Here is an 18648-nt window from a genome sequence, read left to right as displayed (position 1 = left end):
CGGTGTCAGTCCTCCTGGCAGGCGGCGAGGTTGCGCTCCAGGCGGGCGAGGAGGGCGGCGAGCCGCTCGCGGTCGGCGTCGTCGAATCCGGCGCAGGTGATCTCGTCGAGGCGCCTCCAGGAGTCCTCGATGCGGTCGAGGAGGTCGCGGCCCTTGGCGGTGATGGCGACGACCGAGACGCGGCGGTCGAGGGGGTCGGGGCGGCGTTCGACCAGGCCCTGGCGTTCGAGGCGCTGGAGCATCTTGGTGACGGTGGAGGGGTCGGTGCCGAGGTCGAGGACGAGGCGGGACTGGCGGGTGTCGCCGTGGTCGGCGAGGCGGCCGAGCATGACCTCCTGGCCGGGGTAGAGGCCGATCTCGCGCAGGAGGCGGCCCGCGGCGGCGCGGTGGGCGCGGGAGACGCGGAAGAGGGCGTGGCCGATCCGGCCGACGCGCTGCTCGTCGTCGCACACGTCGGCGCCGGGCGTCCCGGCGGTGGTGCGGGTGGGTTCCATGGGCCCAGCGTATCAATAGTTGGTCGGCCAATGATATTGTTGGCCGACCAACGTTCTGAGGAGGACATCATGCCCGCAGTGACCGTGCCCGACATCCTCGCGCTGCCGCGTCTCGACGCGCCCGCGCTGGAGTCGCGTCCGCGCGCCGTGGCGAAGGTCGTGGACTCCGTGCGCACGCTCGAAGGCGGCGGCTTCCCGGTGCGGCGGCCGTTCCCGACGCCGAGCCTCACCGACGGCGGCGACCCGTTCCTCCTCCTCGACCACATGACCGCGGCGTACGAGCCGCACGAGGCCAAGGGCGCCCCGTGGCACCCGCACCGCGGCTTCGAGACCGTCACGTACCTCATGGACGGCACGTTCGTGCACACCGACTCCCACGGCGGGGGCGGCGTGATCAGGGGCGGCGACACCCAGTGGATGACGGCGGGTTCGGGCCTGCTGCACGACGAGCTGCCCTCGGAGAAGCTGGTCATGACCGGAGGGGTGTTCGACGGCGTGCAGCTGTGGGTGAACCTTCCCAAGCGCGCCAAGTGGAACCCGCCGAACTACCAGGACATCCGCGGCGCCGGGCTGACGCTCGTGTCGTCCACCGACGGCGGGGCGCTGGTGCGGATCATCGCCGGGACCGTCGCGGGCCACGCGGGACCGGGGAGCACGTACACGCCGATCACGCTCGTCCACGCCTCGCTCTCGCCGGGCGCGGAGGTGCGCATCCCGTGGCAGCACCCGTACTCGGCGATGGCGTTCGCGATGCACGGCGACGGCTACGCGGGCGACGAGAAGCGCCCGCTCAAGGAGTCGCAGCTCGCGCGGTTCGCCGCGGGCGGGGACTACATCACCGTCGGCGCCGGGCCCGAGCAGCACTACTCGACCGGGGCGATGGAGGTGCTGCTGCTCGGCGGGGAGCCGATCGGCGAGCCGGTCGCGCGGTACGGGCCGTTCGTCATGAACACCCGCTCCGAGATCATGGAGGCCGTCGAGGACTTCCAGGCCGGGCGCATGGGCCAGATCCCGGCCGGGCGCCAGGGCCGCGAGTTCGCGCCCGACCCCGAGGACCCCTGGGTTCCGGGCGGCTGCGAGCAGTTGTAGGCAATGGCGACGCGGGCCCGTCCGAGAGGACGGGCCCGCGTCTCGTTCACGCGGCCTTCGCGGGAGGGCACTCCTCCGGCTCGGCCTCGGTGCGCAGCTCGGACGCGGAAGGCCCGGCCGGTGCCGCCTCGATGGCAAGCGGCGCTTCGGGTTCGGCCTCCCCCGCGTGGGTCCGCTGCCAGTGCTTGGCGACCCAGCCGAGGATGAGGCCGACCGCGAGCACGGTGAGGACCGACCCCAGCAGCGACTGGAGGCCCGGCCCGGCGATCCACGCGATGAGCAGGCCCAGGCTCACGGTGTAGACCGCCCACAGGACCCCGCCGAGCAGGGCCATGCGCCCGTACGGGGCCCGGCCCGCGCCCGCCGCGATCCACGCGAGCGTCGTGCGGCCCGCGGGCAGGAAGCGCGCGATCACCGTGGTCCGGTAGGGATGCTTCGCGACGCTGCCCTGGAGGAGCCTCTCCAGCTTCAGCACCGCTCCCATCACCGACCGCTCGGCCAGGCGCGCCACGAACCGGGGCGGACGCCGCCGCAGCCCGGCCCGCACCGCGCGGAACACCTTGTAGCCCATGAACTCGCCGAACCACGACGAGGAGGCCGCGCCCACCAGGAGCACGGCTATCAGCCACGGGTTCCCGAACACGAGCCCCGCCGCGGCCGTCACCAGGGTCGCGCTCGGGAGCATCGGGACGAAGAAGTCCGCGGTGATCATGCCGACGAGGATCAGCAGCGCCAAGAAGAAGACCGTCATGGGGTCCCCCGTTCACCGACACCCGCGGGGACCCGGGCCGGGGGTCGGCCCGAGTCCCCTTCGGGCTTCGGCTACTTGGTCGCTCCGACGAGCTCGCGCTCGTCCTCGGGCGCGTCCTCGGCGAGGCGCTTCTGGAGCCGCTCGCCCTCGACGTCCACGTTCGGCAGGATGCGGTCCAGCCACTTCGGCAGCCACCACGCGCCCCGGCCCACCAGGGCCATGACCGCCGGGATGATCGCCATGCGGACCACGAACGCGTCGAACACGACGGCCGCGGCCAGCGCGAAGCCCATCGAGGCGATGAGCGACTCGGCACTGAAGATGAACGCCGCGAACACCGAGATCATGATGAGCGCCGCCGCCACGACCACCCGCGAGGAGTGCCCGTAGCCCTCGACGATGGCCTGCTTCGGGTCGGCCCCGTGGACGTAGGCCTCGCGGACGCGGGTCACCAGGAAGATCTGATAGTCCATCGCCAGGCCGAACACGAGGCCGATCATCAGGATCGGCATCATCGACATGATCGGGCCCGGCTGGTCCACGTTGAACAGCTCCGCGCCCCAGCCCCACTGGAAGACCGCGACGAGCGCGCCCAGGGCCGCGAACACGCTGAGCATGAACCCGAGCGTCGCCAGGACCGGCACCAGCAGCGAGCGGAACACCAGCAGCAGGATCAGCGCGGCCAGGCCGACCACGATGAGCATGTACGGCAGCAGCGCGTCGTTGAGGTTGTCGGAGATGTCGATGTTCAGCGCGGTCGCGCCGGTCACCGACCAGTCCGCGTCGGCGTCCTGCGCGAGGACCCCGCGGATGTCGTGGACGAGCTGGTTCGTGGCCTCGTCGGCGGGCGCGGTCTCGGGGATCACGGTCACCAGGAGCGTGTCGCCGTCCGCGTTCGGCACGGCCTGGCCGACCATCGCGATGCCGTCGATGTCATTGAGCTCCGCCGTGACGTCGGCCGCGGCGGTGTTCGCGTCGACCCCGTCGTGGAGGTCGCCCACGATCATGAGCTGGCCGTTGAAGCCCGCGCCGAAGCCGTCGCTGATGAGGTCGTACGCCTGGCGCTGCGTGGTGTCCTCGGAGGAGGAGCCCGCGTCGGGCAGGCCCAGCTCCAGGTCGGTCGCCGGGTAGGCGAGCGCGCCGAGGCCGACGATGCCGACCAGGGCCACCAGGATCGGGTGGCGGGTGATGAACCCGGCCCAGCGCTTGCCGCCGTTGGGTTTCGTGCCGTGCGTGCCCTCGGCGATGCGGCGGCGCTGGCGCTTGGTGAAGATCCGCTTCCCGGCGAACCCGGCGAACGCGGGCAGCAGGGTCACGGCGATGACCACGGCGATGAGGACGGTGACCGCGGCGGCCACGGCCATCTCGGTCAGGAACGGGATGTTCACGACCGACAGGCCCAGCAGCGCGATGATCACGGTCAGGCCCGCGAAGAACACGGCCGAGCCGGCGGTGCCGACGGCGCGGCCCATGGCCTCGGCGCGGGCCCGCTTGTCCTCGACGCGGCCGTCCTTGGCGAGTTCGCCCCGGTAGCGCGAGAGGATGAACAGCGCGTAGTCGATGCCCACGGCCAGGCCGATCATGGACGCGAGCGTGCCGGTGGACTCGCTGACGTTCATGAACGAGGTCGCGGCGAGGATGCCCGCGGTGGTGAGCATGACGCCCAGGACCGCGGTGATGATCGGGAGCCCGGCGGCCAGGAGCGCGCCGAACGTGACGACCAGGACGATGAGGGCCACGCCGATGCCGATGAGCTCGGTGGCACTGGTCTCGGGCATCGCCTGGAGGACGTCGCCGCCCACTTCCACGCGGATGCCCTGGTCCTCGGCGTCCGCGACGGCGTCCTCAAGGTAGGCGATGGTGTCCTCGTCGAGCTCCATCGAGGGCTCGGCGTAGGTCACCTGCATGACGCCGATGGTCTGGTCCTCGGCCGACAGCATGCCGATCGGCGTGCCGTCGGGGCCGGTGGCGAGCGGGCTGGTCACGGCCGCGACCTGCGGTGAGTCCTCCATGACGGCGGCGAGGTCGGCGATGGCCGCCGCGTTCGCCTCCGCGGTGAGGGCCTGGCCGTCCTCGGACTGGATGACGATCTGCGCGGAGCCGCCGTCGGCGTCCATCTCGGGGAAGCGCTCTTCGAGGAGGTCGAAGGCCTCCTGCGACTCGGTGCCGGGGAGCACGAACTCGGGGTTCGTCTCCTGCTGGAGGGTGGCGGCTGCGGCGCCGACGCCGCCGACGACGAGGACCCAGACGGCGAGGACGAGCCATCGCAGTCGATAGGACCCTCTGCCGAGACGGTAGAGGAAGGTGGCCACGGTGGGTGCTCCAATCGGATGATTGGCCGGTCCCGCCGAAGGCTGCGCTGTCTGGCGGCGCAGCCGCTCGGGTGTGTGTCGGCGGGACCGGTCGGGTGGTGTTCGCCGACGGCGTCGTCGGCCCTGGGTTTCCTGGTGTTGCCGTTGCTTCAGTTGTGTCAGGGGTCCGCGGGCGGTGTCAGGTCCCGGGAGCGGCGGGCGGCAGGGTGATGCCGCGTTCGAGGACGGCGAAGCCCTCGGCGATGGCCTCGGCGAGGGTTCGGCCCTCGGGGTCGGCCAGCCAGTGCTCGGTGGTGGTCTTGATGCAGACCAGCGCGCTGCCGAGCACGAGGCGGGGGTACAGGTCGTCCACGGAGGTGCCGGTGGCGTCGGCGACGATGCCGATGGCCTCCTTGAACAGGGCCAGGAACTGGCCCGACTGCTCCTTGATGAGCGAGGGCGAGGAGTGGATGAGCTGCTCGCGGCAGCGCATCATCTCGATGTCGAACTTCTCGTCGAAGTGCATCGCGATGGCCGAGTCGCGGATCGCGTCCCAGACCGGCTGGGTCGCGACGCGCTCGCGCAGGTCGGCCAGGAGCGCGTTCGTGGTCTCGTGGAAGTCGTAGAGGAGCGCGGCTTCCTTGGAGGGGAAGTAGTTGTGGAAGGTGCGCGTGGAGACGCCCGCGTCCGCGGCGATCTCCTCGGCCGTGACGTTCCCGATGCCGTCCTTCGCGATCGCGAGGCGGAAGGTCGCCGCGGAGAGGGCCGCCTTGGTGGCGGCCTTCTTGCGTTCGCGGAGCCCGGTCGGAGCGGTCATGGGGTAACCCTAACCGCCGTGGTCGGTGTTTACAAGATTCCCATCGTGAAATTTTGCAGAGCACGCAGGTTTCAGGAGAGGGGGGCCACGCAAGTGACGCCGGGCACGGACCACTCGGTCACCGAGGCGCGTTCGCCGGTCGGGTCCACGCGCGTGACGGTACCGCTGTGCTGGCACGCGACCAGCAGCGTCCCGTCCGCGGTGAGGACCGCGTCTCTCGGCCAGGCCCCGCCGACCGGGACCGAGCGCACCAGCGCGCTCGCCGCCGGGTCCACGACCGCGAGCTGGTCGGGCCCGCGCACGGTGATGTAGACGAGCCCGCGCTCGGGGTCGGGGACGACGGCCGCGGGGAGCGCCTCGGGGGCGTCCTCGTCGAGGCCGATGTCCGGCATGGCCGCGTAGTCGACGGCCTCGCCCGAGGGGAGCGGCACGGCCGGCCCGAAGGAGAACGTCGCCGAGCGCGAGTCCCAGGAGCCGACGGCGAACGCGTTCGCGAGCTCCCCGGCGATGACGGCCCGGTCGCCGACGAACGCGAGATGCCGCGGGCCGAAGCCCGGCTCCAGCTGGGAGGTCGCCGCGGGCGTGAGCTTCCCGTCCTCGGCGAGGTCGAGCGCGTGGACGCGGTCCGAGCCCAGGTCGACCACGAGGACGCGGCCGTCGTGGCACACCACCTGGTGCGCGTGCGGACCGGACTGGCGGTCGGGGTGCGGGCCGGTGCCGGAGAGGCGGAACTCGTCGGCGGCCTCGCCGAGCGTGCCGTCCTCGCCGATCGGCAGGACCGCGACCGAGGCGCCCGAGCCGTCCCCGGCGCCGTAGTTCGCGACCAGGAGCCAGCGCCCCGACGGGTCGACGGTGGCGTGGCAGGGGTTGTTGCCGCCGGTGGAGCGGCCCTGGCCCGCGCGGTCGAGCGCGAAGTCGTCGCCGATGCGCCAGGCCCCGGCGAAGCCGGGCTCGGTCTCGGTCAGGGTGTAGACCGCTTCGGGGCCGACGTGGACCCACGAGGGGTTCACCACCATCGCCGGCTCGCCGAGCCCGTCGGGCCCGGCCGCGACCAGGCCCGGGCCGCCTTCAGTGGTGTAGTCGCCAAGGAGGTACCGCATGGGCCCGATCCTAGCGGCCCCGCCGCGCGGCGGCGCGGGCTCGGCCTCCCGGTGTCGCGCGTCCCGGGCCGGTGCGCGTTTCGCGGCCTAGACTGGGTCGCATGGGACGTGAGGACGACGCGCAGTGGCGCGAGAAGCTGACGCGCGAGGAGTACAAGGTGCTGCGCCAGGGCGGCACCGAGGCGCCGTGGACCGGCGAGTACGTGGACGAGAAGCGCCGCGGCGTGTACCGGTGCCGGGCCTGCGGGTCCGAGCTGTTCGCCTCCGACACGAAGTTCGACTCCCGGTGCGGGTGGCCCTCGTTCTGGACCCCGCTCGCGGGCGACAAGGTGAAGCTCCTGGAAGACAACACCCTGGGGATGCGCCGCACCGAGGTGCGCTGCGCGAACTGCGACTCCCACCTGGGGCACGTGTTCTACGGCGAGGGCTGGGACAACCCCGACGACGCCCGGTTCTGCATCAACTCGATCAGCCTGACCCTGGAGCCCGCGGAGGACCAGGCCTAGGAGGCCGGTTCCGCTTCGGCCCCAACGGGATCCACCGCCCGTTCACGCGCGCCCGGCCGCGTGCGGGCGGGGAGGCGGCGCACGGCTAAGCTCACCTTCGTGCCCTGCTCCCGATGAACGAAAGAGGCCGAGGGTGGAACCCGGGAACCTGATCGCTGGCCGTTACCGCCTTGAGCAACGCCTCGCAGCGGGCGGCATGGGCGAGGTGTGGCGCGGCACCGACACCCGGCTCAACCGCGTCGTCGCCGTCAAGCTGCTCCACTCCGGACTGTCGGGCAACGACCGGTTCCGGGCCCGCTTCCACCAGGAGGCGCAGGCCGTCGCGCAGCTCCAGTCGCCCGGGATCGTCGCGCTCTACGACTACGGCGAGGAGCACGCCCCCGAGGGGCTCGTCTCGTACCTGGTCATGGAACTGGTCCGCGGGAAGGCCCTCGACAACGTCCTGCGCGAGCGCAGGCGCCTGTCCCCCAACGAGACCCTGAAGATCATGGCCTCCGCGGCCGAGGCCCTCGACGTCGCGCACCAGGCCCACATCATCCACCGCGACATCAAGCCCGGGAACCTCCTGGTCGACACCGACGGCTCGGTCAAGATCGTCGACTTCGGCATCGCCGCCGCCAAGGGCGGGGCGGGGCTCACCGAGACCGGCACCGTCATGGGCACCCTCGCGTACGCCTCCCCCGAGCAGCTCCAGGGCTCCCAGCTCACCGGCGCGACCGACCTCTACTCGCTCGGCATCGTCGCCTACGAGGCCCTCGCCGGACGCCCCCCGTACGCCGGGAACGAGCCGACCGCCGCGATCGCCGGGCACCTGACCGGCACGCCCGCGCCGCTGCCCCCCGACGTCCCGGCCCCGGTCGCGAACATCGTCATGCGGTGCCTCGCGAAGGACCCGCGCCAGCGCTTCGCCTCCGCGGCCGAGCTCGCCCGCGTGTGCCGCGCCGGCGGCATGGGCGGCGGGACCACCGCGATCCTCGCCACTCCCCCGCCGCCGCAATCGCCGCAGTCCACCCGGGTCATGAGCCCGGCCGCGGGCGCGGCGATGGGCGCGGGCGTGGTCGCCGCGCACACCAGCCCCATGCAGCAGCAGTCGTTCCAGGACGACTACGGCCCCGGCGCGGGCACCGGCCAGTACCGCACCGGCGGCGCCCCCGAACGGCCCCTGCCGCCCCCGCGCGACATGGAGCAGGCCCGCCGCAACCCGACCGGCCCGATCCTCATCGTCGCCGCGGGCCTCGCCGTGATCCTCATCGCCTTCCTCATCTGGGCCCCTTGGAAGGACGACGAGGACGACCCGACGGGCGCGGCCGAGGACCCCACGACCTCCGCGGCGGCCGAGGAGACCACCGAGTCGGCGCCCGAGGAGGAGGAGAACGAGGACTCCGGCGGCGACGAGGAGGACCAGGGCCAGGAGGAGGAGCAGACGACCGAGGAGCGGACCTCCGAGGAGGAGGACCTCGCCGACCTCGACGACTTCACCGGCGACAACGTCAACGACGCCCTCGACCAGCTCGCCAGCGACGGCTTCACCGACGTCTCCGCCGAGCCCACCGCTCCCGAGAACGCCGAGCACGAGACCTGCGAGATCCTCTACCAGGAGCCCGAGAGCGGCGGCGACATCAGCCGCGACACCCCGATCGTGTTCGGCTACGTCGCGAACGACGCCTCCTGCCCCGACGGCGACCTGGGCTGACCACGGTGTCCGGCGGCCGAACGCGACCGCCGGACACCCCTTGACGCCACCGCCGCAGCCCCCTGTCGCACCCGCCTGGCACTGTTGAGCCGGGGGCGGCTCCGCGCGCCCGATTTGCCCGAGAACCTCCGTTCACATTCCAGCCCCGGCGCGGCCTCGCGGGCCCTCGGCGACAATGGTCCGCATGCCGCATCCGCCCGTCCTGCCCGACCTGCCCATCCGGGCGTCGCTGCCCGCGCTGCTCGACGCCGTGGCGCGCACCGGGACCGCGGTGCTCGCCGCGCCGCCCGGGACGGGGAAGACCACGCTCGCGCCGCTGGCGCTGGCGGGGCTGATCGGCGACGGGCCGCAGCGGCGGGTCCTGGTGGCCGAGCCGCGGCGGCTCGCGACCCGGGCCGCCGCCGCGCGGATGGCCTCCATCCTCGGGGAGCGGACCGGCGAGCGCGTCGGGTTCCAGATCCGCGGCGAGGCGAAGCGGTCGGCCGCCACCAGGGTCGAGGTCGTGACGACGGGGGTGCTGCTCAACCGGCTCCTCGCCGACCCCGAGCTGCCGGGCACCGACCTCGTGGTGCTCGACGAGTGCCATGAGCGGCACCTGGAGACCGACACCGCGTGCGCGTTCCTCATCGAGTCGCGCCAGGTGCTGCGCCCCGACCTGGGCCTCGTCGCCGCCTCCGCGACCGCCGACGTCGAGCTGTGGACCGGGCTGCTCGCCGGGGACGCCGGGCCCGCGCCCGCCGTGGCCTCCGAGCCGATGCGCCATCCGGTCGCGATGCACTGGGAGCCCCCGCGCGAGCGGCTCAAGCCGCCGGACGGGATGCGGGTGGACCCGCGGTTCCTCGCCCACGTCGCGCACCTCGTGGACCGGGCGCTCGACGCCGACGACGGCGACGCGCTGGTGTTCCTCCCCGGCGCCGCCGAGATCCGCCGGGTCGCGGAGCGACTCGGACACCTCGACGCCGATATACATCAACTGCACGGATCGGTGCCGCCCGCGGAGCAGGACCGGGCCATGCGCACCGGCGAGCGCCGCCGGGTCGTGCTCGCCACCGACATCGCCGAGTCGAGCCTGACGGTGCCGGGGGTGCGGATCGTCGTAGACGCCGGGCTGGTGCGCCGCCCGGTCGTGGACCACGCCCGCGGCCTCCCCGGACTGACCACGGCCCCGGCCTCGCGCGCCGCGGCCGACCAGCGCGCGGGCCGCGCCCGGCGCGAGGGGCCGGGCGCGGTGTGGCGGGCCTGGAGCGAGGCCGAGCACCTGCGCCGCGCCGCCCAGCCCGTGCCCGACGTGGCCGCCGCGGACCTCACCGCGTTCCGCCTCCAGGCCGCGTGCTGGGGCACCGCCGTGGACGACCTGGCGCTCCCCGGGCGGCCCCCGGCGGGCGCGATCGAGGCCGCCGAAGCGACGCTGATCGCCTTGGGGGCCATCGACGCGGACGGTGCGGCGACCGACCGCGGGCGGGTCCTCGCCAGGGCCGGGCTGCACCCGCGGCTCGCGCGGGCGCTCGTGGACGGGGCGGCGCGCGTCGGGTCCGCGAAGGCCGCCGAGGTGGCCGCGCTCCTCGGACTCGACAAGCGGGGCAAGGGGGACGACCTCCTCGCGCAGTGGCGGCAGCTCCGCAGTGCACGCGACCGGCAGTGGGAGCAGGAGGTCAAGCGCCTCGCCCGCGCCGTCCCGAACGTCGACCGGCACGCATCGGACGACGAGGCGGCGGCCACCGTCGTCGCCCTGGCGTTCCCCGAGCGGGTCGCCAAGCGCAGCGGCGGCCAGTGGCTCACCGCCGGGGGCACCGGGGCCGTCGCCGCCGAGGGGTCGGCGCTCTCCGGCAGCGAGTGGCTCGCCATCGCCGACGCCGACCGCTCCCCCGGGCGCGCGGCCGCGGTGATCCGCGCGGCCGTCCCGATCGACGGGGGCCTGGCGCGCGAGATCGTCGGCGAGGAGACCGTGGAGAGGGTCGAGTGGGACGCCGAGCGGCGGGACGTGGCCGCGCGGTCGGTGAGGATGGTCGGCGCCATCGAGGACGCCTCGGACCGGCTCGCGGACCCCGACCCGGCGCTGGTGCGCGCCGCGCTGCTCGACGGGCTCCGGCGGGAGGGCCTGGACCTGCTCGGCTGGTCCGAGGGGGCGCGGCGAATGCGCGAGCGGATGGCGTTCTGCCGCAGGGAGATCGGCGAGCCGTGGCCGGACGTGTCCGACGCGGCGCTGCTGGCGGGGACCGACTGGCTCGAACCGTGGTGGGACCGGGCCCGCCGCCGACGCGACCTGGAGCGGATCGACACCGCGGCGGCGCTGCGGAACCTCGTGCCGTGGTCGGAGGACCTCGACCGGACCGCGCCGGTGCGGCTGCGCCTGGGCAACGGCTCGGAGGCGGCCGTGGACTACACGAGCGGCACCCCGGTCCTGAAGATGAAGCTCCAGCTGTTCTTCGGCGCCAAGGAGATCCCGCGGATCGCGGGCGTCCAGGTACGGGCGCACCTGCTCGACCCGGCCGGGCGGCCCCTCGCGGTCACCGCCGACCTGGCGTCGTTCTGGCAGGGCCCGTACGCGCAGGTCCGGGGCGAGATGCGCGGACGGTACCCGAAGCACCCGTGGCCCGAGGACCCCGCAGACGCCGAACCGACCGCCTGGACGAACCGTCGCCTGCGCGGGGCCTAAGCGAGCCATTCGGTGATCGGGAGGAGCATCCAGGTGCCCCAGAGGGCGGCGGCGATGGTGGCGAGGGCGAACAGGAAGATCCAGAACGCGGCCGGGAACGGGGTGATGCCCGCGAGCTGGTCGGCGTCCGACTGGCCCGAGCCGCGGCCGCCGCGGCGTCGCCCGCCGAGTTCGAGGACGGGCTTGACCGCGCCGAGCAGGAGCAGCCACACGCCCGCGTAGGCGGCGACGGTCTGCACGATCGCGTTCCCGTACCAGGTCGCGGCGAACACGCCCGCGCCCACGACGATGAGCGCCAGCGCGCCGTACCAGTTGCGGATGAACACGAGCATGACCGCCAGGAGCACCAGGGTGATCCACAGCAGCAGCACGATCCGGCCCGCGCCGACGAGGGCCGCCGCGCCGAGGCCGAGGAGGGCGGGGGCGGTGTACCCGGCGACGAGGGTCATGGCCGCGCCGAAGCCGGTGGGCCGCCCGCGCGAGAAGGTGAGGCCGGAGGTGTCGGCGTGGAGGCGGATGCCGGTGAGGCGCCGTCGCATGAGGACCGCCATGAGCGCGTGCCCGCCCTCGTGGGCGATGGTGACCAGGCCGCGGCTCCAGCGCCAGACGGGCGCGTAGAGGACGGCGGCCGCGGCGGCCGCGAGGCACGCGACGGCGACCCAGACCGGGGGTGCGGTCTGGATCTGCGTGAGGGTGTCGATGACGGACTCGAACGGTGCCACAGGACCTCGTCTTCGGGGTGAAACGGACGCGCGGTGAAGGATGATCCTAGCGGCGGGCATATGGTAGAGGAGGCAGAGGCACCTCCTCGTGGAAGGACGGCCCCATGGGCACCGACGACCGCTTCGACCCGCACCTGGGGTTCCTGGAGACCGCGGACCGGCTCGTGGAGGAGCTGGCGATGCACAACCTGAAGGCGCGCGAGCGGCTGCGCGAGGGGATCGCCTGGCTGGAGGCCCGGCGCGAGGACGCCGACGACGCCGAGCACGCCGACATCGAGATCCTGGTGGCGCAGTGCCACGACGCGCTCAAGCGGATGGAGTCGCTGCGGGGGGCCTACCAGGACGTGCGGGCGATCAACGCGGCCGCGCACGCCGAGCACGTGGAGTGGCTGGAGAAGCGGATGCTCACCGGGACCGAGTCGCCGGAGGAGCGCATCGAGCGGGCCGAGCGGCTCGACCGGCTGCGGGTGGAGCGGCAGGCGCGCATGGGCGAGCTGCGGCGCCGGGCCGAGGAGGCGGGGCGTCCCCCGCAGGCCGAGGGCGAGGACGGGGCCCGCTGAAGCGGGTTGAACGGTAACCTCCTGCCCTGCAAGGGCTTACATGGGCGCGCGGGGCCGATCCGGATAACGTTTCGGCCACGGCCCATTGACATGTCCCTATCCCGTCGGGTACCAATGAGGCTCTGGACCAAGCGAGAGAGCGCTCTCTGAAAACCGGCCCCAACTGGGGACTGGTCGCAGAGAGCGATCTCTCAACCGGCAAAGGAGCCTCCATGGCAGACGTTCAGACCCACGTACCCACGAGATCCCGGCGGCGCCTCGCCCGCGCCGTCGCAGCCGTCACCGCCGGCGTCGCGCTCATCGCGAGCGTCGGCCTCGCCATCGCGAACGCCAACGCCGAGAGCGACATCGGCGCCGCCCAGACCTGGGACCTGGTGTGGTCCGACGAGTTCAACGGCTCGGCGGGCCAGCTGCCCTCGACCCAGAACTGGCAGTTCGACCTCGGCCACGCCTACCCCGGCGGCCCCGCGAACTGGGGCACCGGCGAGATCGCCGCCCACACGAACAACCCCGCGAACGTCTCCATGGACGGCAGCGGCAACCTCAAGATCACGGCCCTGCGCGACGGCGCGGGCGCGTGGACCTCCGCGCGCATCGAGACCGTGCGCTCCGACTTCAAGGCCCCCGCCGGCGGGACCCTCGCCATCGAGGGCCGCCTCCAGCTCCCCCAGGTCAGCGGCGACGCGGCCCTCGGGTACTGGCCCGCGTTCTGGGCCCTGGGCTCGCCGTTCCGCGGCAACTACTGGAACTGGCCGGGCATCGGCGAGTACGACATCATGGAGAACGTCAACGGGCAGGCCAATGCGCACGGCGTGCTCCACTGCGGCGTCGCCCCCGGCGGCCCCTGCAACGAGTTCAACGGCCTCGGCGCGACCACCCAGTGCGGCGGCTCCTGCCACAACGGCTTCCACACCTACCGGTTCGAGTGGGACGACTCGGGCGCCTCGGGCCAGCTGCGCTGGTACGCCGACGGCCAGCTGTTCCACACCGTCAACGAGAGCGCGCTCCCCGCGGACACGTGGACCCAGATGACCAGCCACGCCGGGTACTTCGTGCTGCTCAACCTGGCGATGGGCGGGGCCTTCCCCGACGGGGTCGCCGGGTTCGCGACGCCCACGGCCGCAACGCAGCCGGGCGCCTCGATGCTCGTGGACTACGTGCGCGTCTACACCGCGGGCGGCTCCGGCGAGCCCACGGGCGAGCCGACCACCACCCCCGGCGGGGGCGGCGGGACCCGCGACGCCTACGCCTCGGTCGAGGCGACCTCCTTCGACGGGTCCTCCGCGAGCCTGCCGGTCTCGGGCGGCGCGATCGGCCCGCTCGGCAACGGAGACTGGGTCCGCTACGACGACGTGGTCTTCGGGTCCTCCAGCCCGCTCGACTTCGTCGCCCGCGTCGCCTCCGGGGCCGCGGGCGGGGTCAGCGGCCTCGTGGAGGTGCGGATCGACTCGCGCACGGCCGCCCCGATCGGGTCGTTCGCCGTCGCGAACACCGGCGGGTGGACCTCCTGGCGGGACGTCCCCGGCAACGTGAGCGCCGTGACCGGCACGCACGACGTGTACCTGACCTTCACCTCCGGCCAGTCCCAGGACTTCGTGTCCTTGGACCAGTTCCACTTCCGGCGCTGAGGCGCCTCCCGCGCGGGCGGGCGCCCGTCCGCCCGCGCACCCCTCATCCGACAACGACAACGGAGCACCAGTGATGACATCCAGACCGACCCGCGCCATCAGCGTCGTGGCGGCCCTCGTGACCGCGGCGGGCCTCGCCGCCTGCTCGGGCGGGGACGACGACGGCAAGATCACCCTGAGCGTGGGCCTGTTCGGCGACTTCGGCTTCGGCCCCCTCTACGAGGAGTACTCGAAGCTCCACCCCGAGATCGAGTTCGAGGAGCGCATCGCCGAGTTCGCCGACCACCACACGAACCTGACGACGCACCTCGCGACCGGTTCGGGGGCGGCCGACATCGAGGCCGTCGAGGTCGGCTACATCTCGCAGTACACCGCCCAGCCCGACCGCTTCCACAACCTCCTCGACCTCGGCGCCGACGAGCTCGAAGGCCAGTGGCTCGACTGGAAGTGGCAGCAGGCCCTCTCCTCCGACGGCGAGTCCCTCATCGGGCTCGGCACCGACGTCGGCGGCATGGCGATGTGCTACCGCCGCGACCTGTTCGAGGCCGCCGGGCTCCCCGTCGAGCGCGACGAGGTCTCCGCGCTGTGGGCCGAGTCCTGGCAGGACTACGTGGCCCTGGGCGAGCAGTACACCGCCGACACCGGCGGGTACTGGTTCGAGTCCTCCGGGAACATGTTCCGCGCCATGGTCGAGCAGGCCGACGAGGGCGTGTACGACCGCGAGGACAACCTCATCGTCGAGTCCAACCCGGCGATCGGCGACGCGTGGGACCTCACCGTCGAGGCCATCGGGGCGGGCATGTCGAACCGGCTCACCGCGTGGACCCCGGAGTGGAACGCCGGGTTCAACGAGGGCACGTTCGCCACGATCATCTGCCCCGCGTGGATGACCTCCTACATCGAGACCAACGCGCCCGACGCGGCCGGCCTGTGGGACATCGCGACCGTGCCCGGCGGCGCCGGGAACATGGGCGGCTCGCACCTGGTGCTGCCCGAGCAGGGCGAGCACCCCGAGGAGGCGTACGCGTTCATCGAGTGGCTCACCGCCCCCGAGCAGCAGCTCAAGGTGTTCGAGGCGACCGGGAACTTCCCGTCCACGCCCTCGCTGTACGAGGACCCGGCGCTGACCGGGCTGAGCAAGCCGTACTTCAACGACGCGCCCGTCGGCGAGATCTTCACCGCCGCCGCCACGGCCGTGCAGCCGCAGTACCAGGGCCCACTCCAGGGCGACGTGCTCGCCACGATCGGCCAGGGCCTCGGCCGCATCGAGGACGGCAGCCAGACGCCGGAGGACGCGTGGAGCCAGGTCCTGTCGGACCTCGAATCGTTCTAGCCCCCGGAAGGGCGGCGGGCCCCCGGCCCGCCGCCCGCTCCTCCCCCGACTGGAAAGCGACCCGATGACCATCGCCGCCAAGGGGCCGGGCACGCGCAGGGGCCCCGCGGGCCTGCTGCGCTACCGCCTCGACCTCAAAGCCTCCCCGTACCTGTACATCGCCCCGTTCTTCGTGCTGTTCGCCGCGTTCGGCCTGTTCCCGCTCGCGTTCACCGCGTGGGTGTCCACCCACGAGTGGAGCCTCCTGTCGGACGAGCACGTGTTCGTGGGCTTCGGGAACTACGAGACGCTCCTGACCGACCCGTACTTCTGGAACGCCCTCGGCAACACCCTCTCGATCCTCGCGCTCGCCACCGTCCCGCAGCTGCTCGCCGCGCTCCTGCTCGCGCACGTGCTCACCATGCGGCTGCGCGCCCAGACGTTCTGGCGCATGGGGATGCTCCTGCCGAACGTCGCGTCCGTGGTCGCCGTCGCCGTCATCTTCAGCCAGCTGTTCGGCCGCGACTTCGGGCTCATCAACTGGGTCCTCGACTCCCTCGGCGCCGGCCGCGTCGACTGGCAGGCCGGGACCGCGTCCTCGCACGTCGCGATCGCGGTCATGGTGGCGTGGAAGTGGACCGGGTACAACGCGCTCATCTACCTCGCCGCCATGCAGGCCGTCCCACGCGAGGTCTACGAGGCCGCGCACCTCGACGGGGCCTCCCGGCTCCAGCAGCTGTTCCACGTCACCGTCCCGATGATCCGGCCCACCATCGTGTTCACCGTGATCGTCTCGACCATCTACGGGCTCCAGATCTTCGCCGAGCCGCAGCTGTTCGGCGGCGGCGGCCAGAACGGCGTCACCGGCGGCGCCTCCCGCCAGTTCCAGACCCTCACGCTCTACCTCTACGAGCACGGCTTCAACCGCGGCTTCGAGTTCGGGTACGCCTCGGCCGTGGCCTGGACGATGTTCGCCGTGATCGTGCTCGTCGCCCTCGTCAACTACCTGTTCATCCGCCGCATCAGGAGCGCCTCGTGACCGCCGCCGACCTCACCGACACGCTCGCCGCGCCCCCCGAGGACTCCCGGCGGCCGGGCCGCACTGCCTTGCCGGGCCGACCCGGCCGCCGGGCCCGGGCCCGCCTGCGCGCCCTGCGCGAGCAGCCCGGGCGCCTCGCCTACCTGACGCTCGTCGCCGTCCTGTTCTTCTCCGGGTTCCCGCTGTACTACAGCTTCGTGGTCGCCTCCCGGGACAACTCGGCGCTGGCGACGGTCCCGCCCCCGGTGCTGCCGGGCGCGAACCTCGTCGAGAACGTGCAGCGCGTGTTCGACACCGTCCCGTTCGGGACGGCGCTGCTCAACTCGGTCCTGGTCAGCGGCAGCGTCACCGCGTCGGTGGTGTTCTTCTCCACGCTCGCGGGCTTCGCGTTCGCGAAGCTGGAGTTCAAGGGCGCCAAGGTGCTCCTGGTAGCCGTCGTGGCGACCATGATGGTCCCGGTGCAGCTCGGCGTCATCCCGCTGTTCATGCTCATGGTCGAGCTGGAGTGGACGGACACGCTGTGGGCGGTCATCGCACCGGGCCTGGTGAACGCGTTCGGGGTGTTCTTCATGACGCAGTACCTGCGCGGGTCGCTGCCGGGCGAGCTCATCGAGTCGGCGCGCATCGACGGGGCCTCGACGTTCCGGATCTTCTGGCAGATCGTCATGCCCGCGGCCCGGCCCGCGGCCGTCGTCCTCGGGGTCCTCACGTTCCTGACCGCGTGGAACGACTACTTCTGGCCCCTCATCGTGCTCTCCAGCCCCGAGAACCAGACCGTCCAGGTGGCGCTCTCGACGCTCTCGGGCGGGTACGTCACCGACCAGTCGCTCGTGCTGACCGGGACGATGCTGGCTACGCTTCCTCTGCTGGCGGTGTTCGCGCTCTTGGGCAAGTACATGATCAGCGGGATCATGCAGGGCGCGGTCAAAGGCTGACACGAGACGGAGGCGGACGCGATGGTGCGTGCGGATGCGGGGCCGGTGCGGGGGCCCCGCCAGGGGCGGCCGACACTGGAGGAGGTCGCCGAGCGGGCGGGCGTGTCGCGGGCGACCGTCTCACGCGTCGTCAACGGCCAGACCTCGGTGAACGAGGACCTGCGGCGGGCCGTGGAGGCCGCCGCCGACGAGCTGGGGTACGTGCCCCACGCCGCCGCCCGGTCGCTGGTGACCCACCGGACGGACTCGGTGGCGCTCATCCTCCCCGAGTCCCCGCACCGCGTGTTCTCCGACGACCAGTTCTTCCCCGGCGTCATCCGCGGCGTCGCCACCGAGCTCGACGCGGCCGGGAAGCTCCTGGTGCTCATGACGACCGGGTCCGCCGAGGCCCGCCAGCGGGCCGAGCGGTACGCGGTCGGCGGGCACGTCGACGGGGTCATGTTCGCCTCGCTCCACGACGCGGACCTGCTGCCGGAGCTGATGATGCGCCGCGGCGTGCCGGTGGTGTGCAACGGGCTGCCGCAGCTGGACGCGCCGTGCATCGACGTCGACCACCTCGGTGGGGTCCGGGCGGCCGTGGACTACCTGATCGCGCAGGGGCGCAGGCGGATCGCGACGATCGCCGGGCCCCTTGACATGGTCGCGGGCCGGGCCCGCCTCGACGGGTACCGGGCGGCGCTCGCGGACGCGGACCGGCGGGCGATCGTCGCCGTCGGCGACTTCACCGCCGAGTCCGGGCAGGCCGCGATGCGCCAGCTCCTCGCGGACGAGCCGGACCTCGACGCGGTGTTCGTGGCCTCGGACCTCATGGCGCACGGGGCGCTCCAGGCGCTGCGCGAGGCCGGGCGGCGGGTGCCGGACGATGTCGCCGTCGTCGGCTTCGACGACATCGCCCTGGCCACGTACTCGGACCCGCCGCTGACGACGGTGCGCCAGCCGATCGCGGAGATCGGGCGGACCATGGCGCGGACCATGCTGCGGGTCCTGGAGGGCCACGACGTGGAGCCGATGACGATCCTGCCGACGGAGCTGGTGGTCCGCGAGTCCGCGTGAAC

16 protein-coding genes are annotated in these 18648 nt (G+C 73.0%); 10 read left to right on the top strand and 6 right to left on the bottom strand.

The features are described 5' to 3' along the window. Positions 1 to 5: 5 nt before the first annotated feature. Positions 6 to 494: a MarR family winged helix-turn-helix transcriptional regulator gene (locus ACFFXY_RS22460; protein ID WP_382356022.1), complete on the bottom strand. Its 489-nt coding sequence runs from the start codon at positions 492 to 494 to the stop codon at positions 6 to 8. A gap of 69 nt (positions 495 to 563) precedes the next feature. Here ACFFXY_RS22460 and ACFFXY_RS22455 point away from each other — a divergent pair, with 69 nt between their 5' ends. Continuing rightward, positions 564 to 1583 (top strand): pirin family protein, encoded by a 1020-nt coding sequence (locus ACFFXY_RS22455; RefSeq protein WP_382356020.1) that lies wholly within the window; start codon positions 564 to 566, stop codon positions 1581 to 1583. A gap of 46 nt (positions 1584 to 1629) precedes the next feature. Here ACFFXY_RS22455 and ACFFXY_RS22450 read toward each other — a convergent pair whose 3' ends face one another. The 4 genes from ACFFXY_RS22450 to ACFFXY_RS22435 all read right to left on the bottom strand — a co-directional run bounded on the left by ACFFXY_RS22450 (position 1630) and on the right by ACFFXY_RS22435 (position 6542). Continuing rightward, positions 1630 to 2334 (bottom strand): DedA family protein, encoded by a 705-nt coding sequence (locus ACFFXY_RS22450; protein ID WP_382356018.1) that lies wholly within the window; start codon positions 2332 to 2334, stop codon positions 1630 to 1632. A gap of 71 nt (positions 2335 to 2405) precedes the next feature. Further along, on the bottom strand, positions 2406 to 4646 hold the full coding sequence (locus tag ACFFXY_RS22445) for an MMPL family transporter (protein ID WP_382356016.1): 2241 nt from the start codon (positions 4644 to 4646) through the stop codon (positions 2406 to 2408). Positions 4647 to 4824: 178 nt separating this feature from the next. Next, positions 4825 to 5442, bottom strand: coding sequence for an acyl-CoA-like ligand-binding transcription factor (locus ACFFXY_RS22440; protein WP_382356014.1), 618 nt, complete (start codon positions 5440 to 5442; stop codon positions 4825 to 4827). 71 nt (positions 5443 to 5513) lie between these two features. Next, positions 5514 to 6542: a lactonase family protein gene (locus ACFFXY_RS22435; protein ID WP_382356012.1), complete on the bottom strand. Its 1029-nt coding sequence runs from the start codon at positions 6540 to 6542 to the stop codon at positions 5514 to 5516. A 101-nt stretch (positions 6543 to 6643) separates the two neighbouring features. Between ACFFXY_RS22435 and msrB the strand changes: the two genes are divergently transcribed. The 3 genes from msrB to hrpB all read left to right on the top strand — a co-directional run bounded on the left by msrB (position 6644) and on the right by hrpB (position 11397). Next, positions 6644 to 7048, top strand: a complete 405-nt coding sequence (msrB, locus tag ACFFXY_RS22430) for a peptide-methionine (R)-S-oxide reductase MsrB (RefSeq protein WP_382356010.1) — start codon at positions 6644 to 6646, stop codon at positions 7046 to 7048. Between the two features lie 133 nt (positions 7049 to 7181). Then, a complete protein-coding gene (locus ACFFXY_RS22425; RefSeq protein WP_382356008.1) occupies positions 7182 to 8741 on the top strand; it encodes a serine/threonine-protein kinase in 1560 nt (519 codons plus the stop codon). A 184-nt stretch (positions 8742 to 8925) separates the two neighbouring features. Beyond that, positions 8926 to 11397: an ATP-dependent helicase HrpB gene (hrpB, locus tag ACFFXY_RS22420; protein ID WP_382356006.1), complete on the top strand. Its 2472-nt coding sequence runs from the start codon at positions 8926 to 8928 to the stop codon at positions 11395 to 11397. Here hrpB and ACFFXY_RS22415 read toward each other — a convergent pair. Continuing rightward, on the bottom strand, positions 11394 to 12119 hold the full coding sequence (locus ACFFXY_RS22415; RefSeq protein ID WP_382356004.1) for a M50 family metallopeptidase: 726 nt from the start codon (positions 12117 to 12119) through the stop codon (positions 11394 to 11396). The genes hrpB and ACFFXY_RS22415 overlap by 4 nt on opposite strands. Before the next feature lie 104 nt (positions 12120 to 12223). Here ACFFXY_RS22415 and ACFFXY_RS22410 point away from each other — a divergent pair, with 104 nt between their 5' ends. The 6 genes from ACFFXY_RS22410 to ACFFXY_RS22385 all read left to right on the top strand — a co-directional run bounded on the left by ACFFXY_RS22410 (position 12224) and on the right by ACFFXY_RS22385 (position 18646). Continuing rightward, positions 12224 to 12679 (top strand): hypothetical protein, encoded by a 456-nt coding sequence (locus ACFFXY_RS22410; protein ID WP_382356002.1) that lies wholly within the window; start codon positions 12224 to 12226, stop codon positions 12677 to 12679. 212 nt (positions 12680 to 12891) lie between these two features. Further along, on the top strand, positions 12892 to 14307 hold the full coding sequence (locus tag ACFFXY_RS22405; RefSeq protein WP_382356000.1) for a carbohydrate-binding protein: 1416 nt from the start codon (positions 12892 to 12894) through the stop codon (positions 14305 to 14307). Between the two features lie 73 nt (positions 14308 to 14380). After that, on the top strand, positions 14381 to 15640 hold the full coding sequence (locus tag ACFFXY_RS22400) for an ABC transporter substrate-binding protein (protein ID WP_382355998.1): 1260 nt from the start codon (positions 14381 to 14383) through the stop codon (positions 15638 to 15640). Positions 15641 to 15704: 64 nt separating this feature from the next. Next, on the top strand, positions 15705 to 16658 hold the full coding sequence (locus ACFFXY_RS22395; protein WP_382355995.1) for a carbohydrate ABC transporter permease: 954 nt from the start codon (positions 15705 to 15707) through the stop codon (positions 16656 to 16658). Next, positions 16655 to 17593, top strand: coding sequence for a carbohydrate ABC transporter permease (locus ACFFXY_RS22390; RefSeq protein WP_382355992.1), 939 nt, complete (start codon positions 16655 to 16657; stop codon positions 17591 to 17593). The genes ACFFXY_RS22395 and ACFFXY_RS22390 overlap by 4 nt, the downstream gene beginning before the upstream one ends. A 21-nt stretch (positions 17594 to 17614) precedes the next feature. Beyond that, positions 17615 to 18646 (top strand): LacI family DNA-binding transcriptional regulator, encoded by a 1032-nt coding sequence (locus ACFFXY_RS22385; protein ID WP_382355989.1) that lies wholly within the window; start codon positions 17615 to 17617, stop codon positions 18644 to 18646. The last annotated feature ends 2 nt before the right edge of the window (positions 18647 to 18648 follow it).

This window comes from Glycomyces mayteni, assembly GCF_042428885.1.
In the GTDB taxonomy this organism is placed as follows: domain Bacteria; phylum Actinomycetota; class Actinomycetes; order Mycobacteriales; family Micromonosporaceae; genus Glycomyces; species Glycomyces mayteni.
This window is presented reverse-complemented; position numbering and strand designations above follow the sequence as displayed.

What these genes read in the sequence shown, in the direction of transcription:
- ACFFXY_RS22450 (WP_382356018.1), bottom strand. Translation starts at nt 2,334, where the DNA reads ATGACGGTCTTCTTCTTGGCGCTGCTGATCCTCGTCGGCATGATCACC.
- ACFFXY_RS22400 (WP_382355998.1), top strand. Translation starts at nt 14,381, where the DNA reads ATGACATCCAGACCGACCCGCGCCATCAGCGTCGTGGCGGCCCTCGTG.
- msrB (WP_382356010.1), top strand. Translation starts at nt 6,644, where the DNA reads ATGGGACGTGAGGACGACGCGCAGTGGCGCGAGAAGCTGACGCGCGAG.
- hrpB (WP_382356006.1), top strand. Translation starts at nt 8,926, where the DNA reads ATGCCGCATCCGCCCGTCCTGCCCGACCTGCCCATCCGGGCGTCGCTG.
- ACFFXY_RS22385 (WP_382355989.1), top strand. Translation starts at nt 17,615, where the DNA reads ATGGTGCGTGCGGATGCGGGGCCGGTGCGGGGGCCCCGCCAGGGGCGG.
- ACFFXY_RS22455 (WP_382356020.1), top strand. Translation starts at nt 564, where the DNA reads ATGCCCGCAGTGACCGTGCCCGACATCCTCGCGCTGCCGCGTCTCGAC.
- ACFFXY_RS22440 (WP_382356014.1), bottom strand. Translation starts at nt 5,442, where the DNA reads ATGACCGCTCCGACCGGGCTCCGCGAACGCAAGAAGGCCGCCACCAAG.
- ACFFXY_RS22435 (WP_382356012.1), bottom strand. Translation starts at nt 6,542, where the DNA reads ATGCGGTACCTCCTTGGCGACTACACCACTGAAGGCGGCCCGGGCCTG.
- ACFFXY_RS22460 (WP_382356022.1), bottom strand. Translation starts at nt 494, where the DNA reads ATGGAACCCACCCGCACCACCGCCGGGACGCCCGGCGCCGACGTGTGC.
- ACFFXY_RS22395 (WP_382355995.1), top strand. Translation starts at nt 15,705, where the DNA reads ATGACCATCGCCGCCAAGGGGCCGGGCACGCGCAGGGGCCCCGCGGGC.
- ACFFXY_RS22410 (WP_382356002.1), top strand. Translation starts at nt 12,224, where the DNA reads ATGGGCACCGACGACCGCTTCGACCCGCACCTGGGGTTCCTGGAGACC.
- ACFFXY_RS22405 (WP_382356000.1), top strand. Translation starts at nt 12,892, where the DNA reads ATGGCAGACGTTCAGACCCACGTACCCACGAGATCCCGGCGGCGCCTC.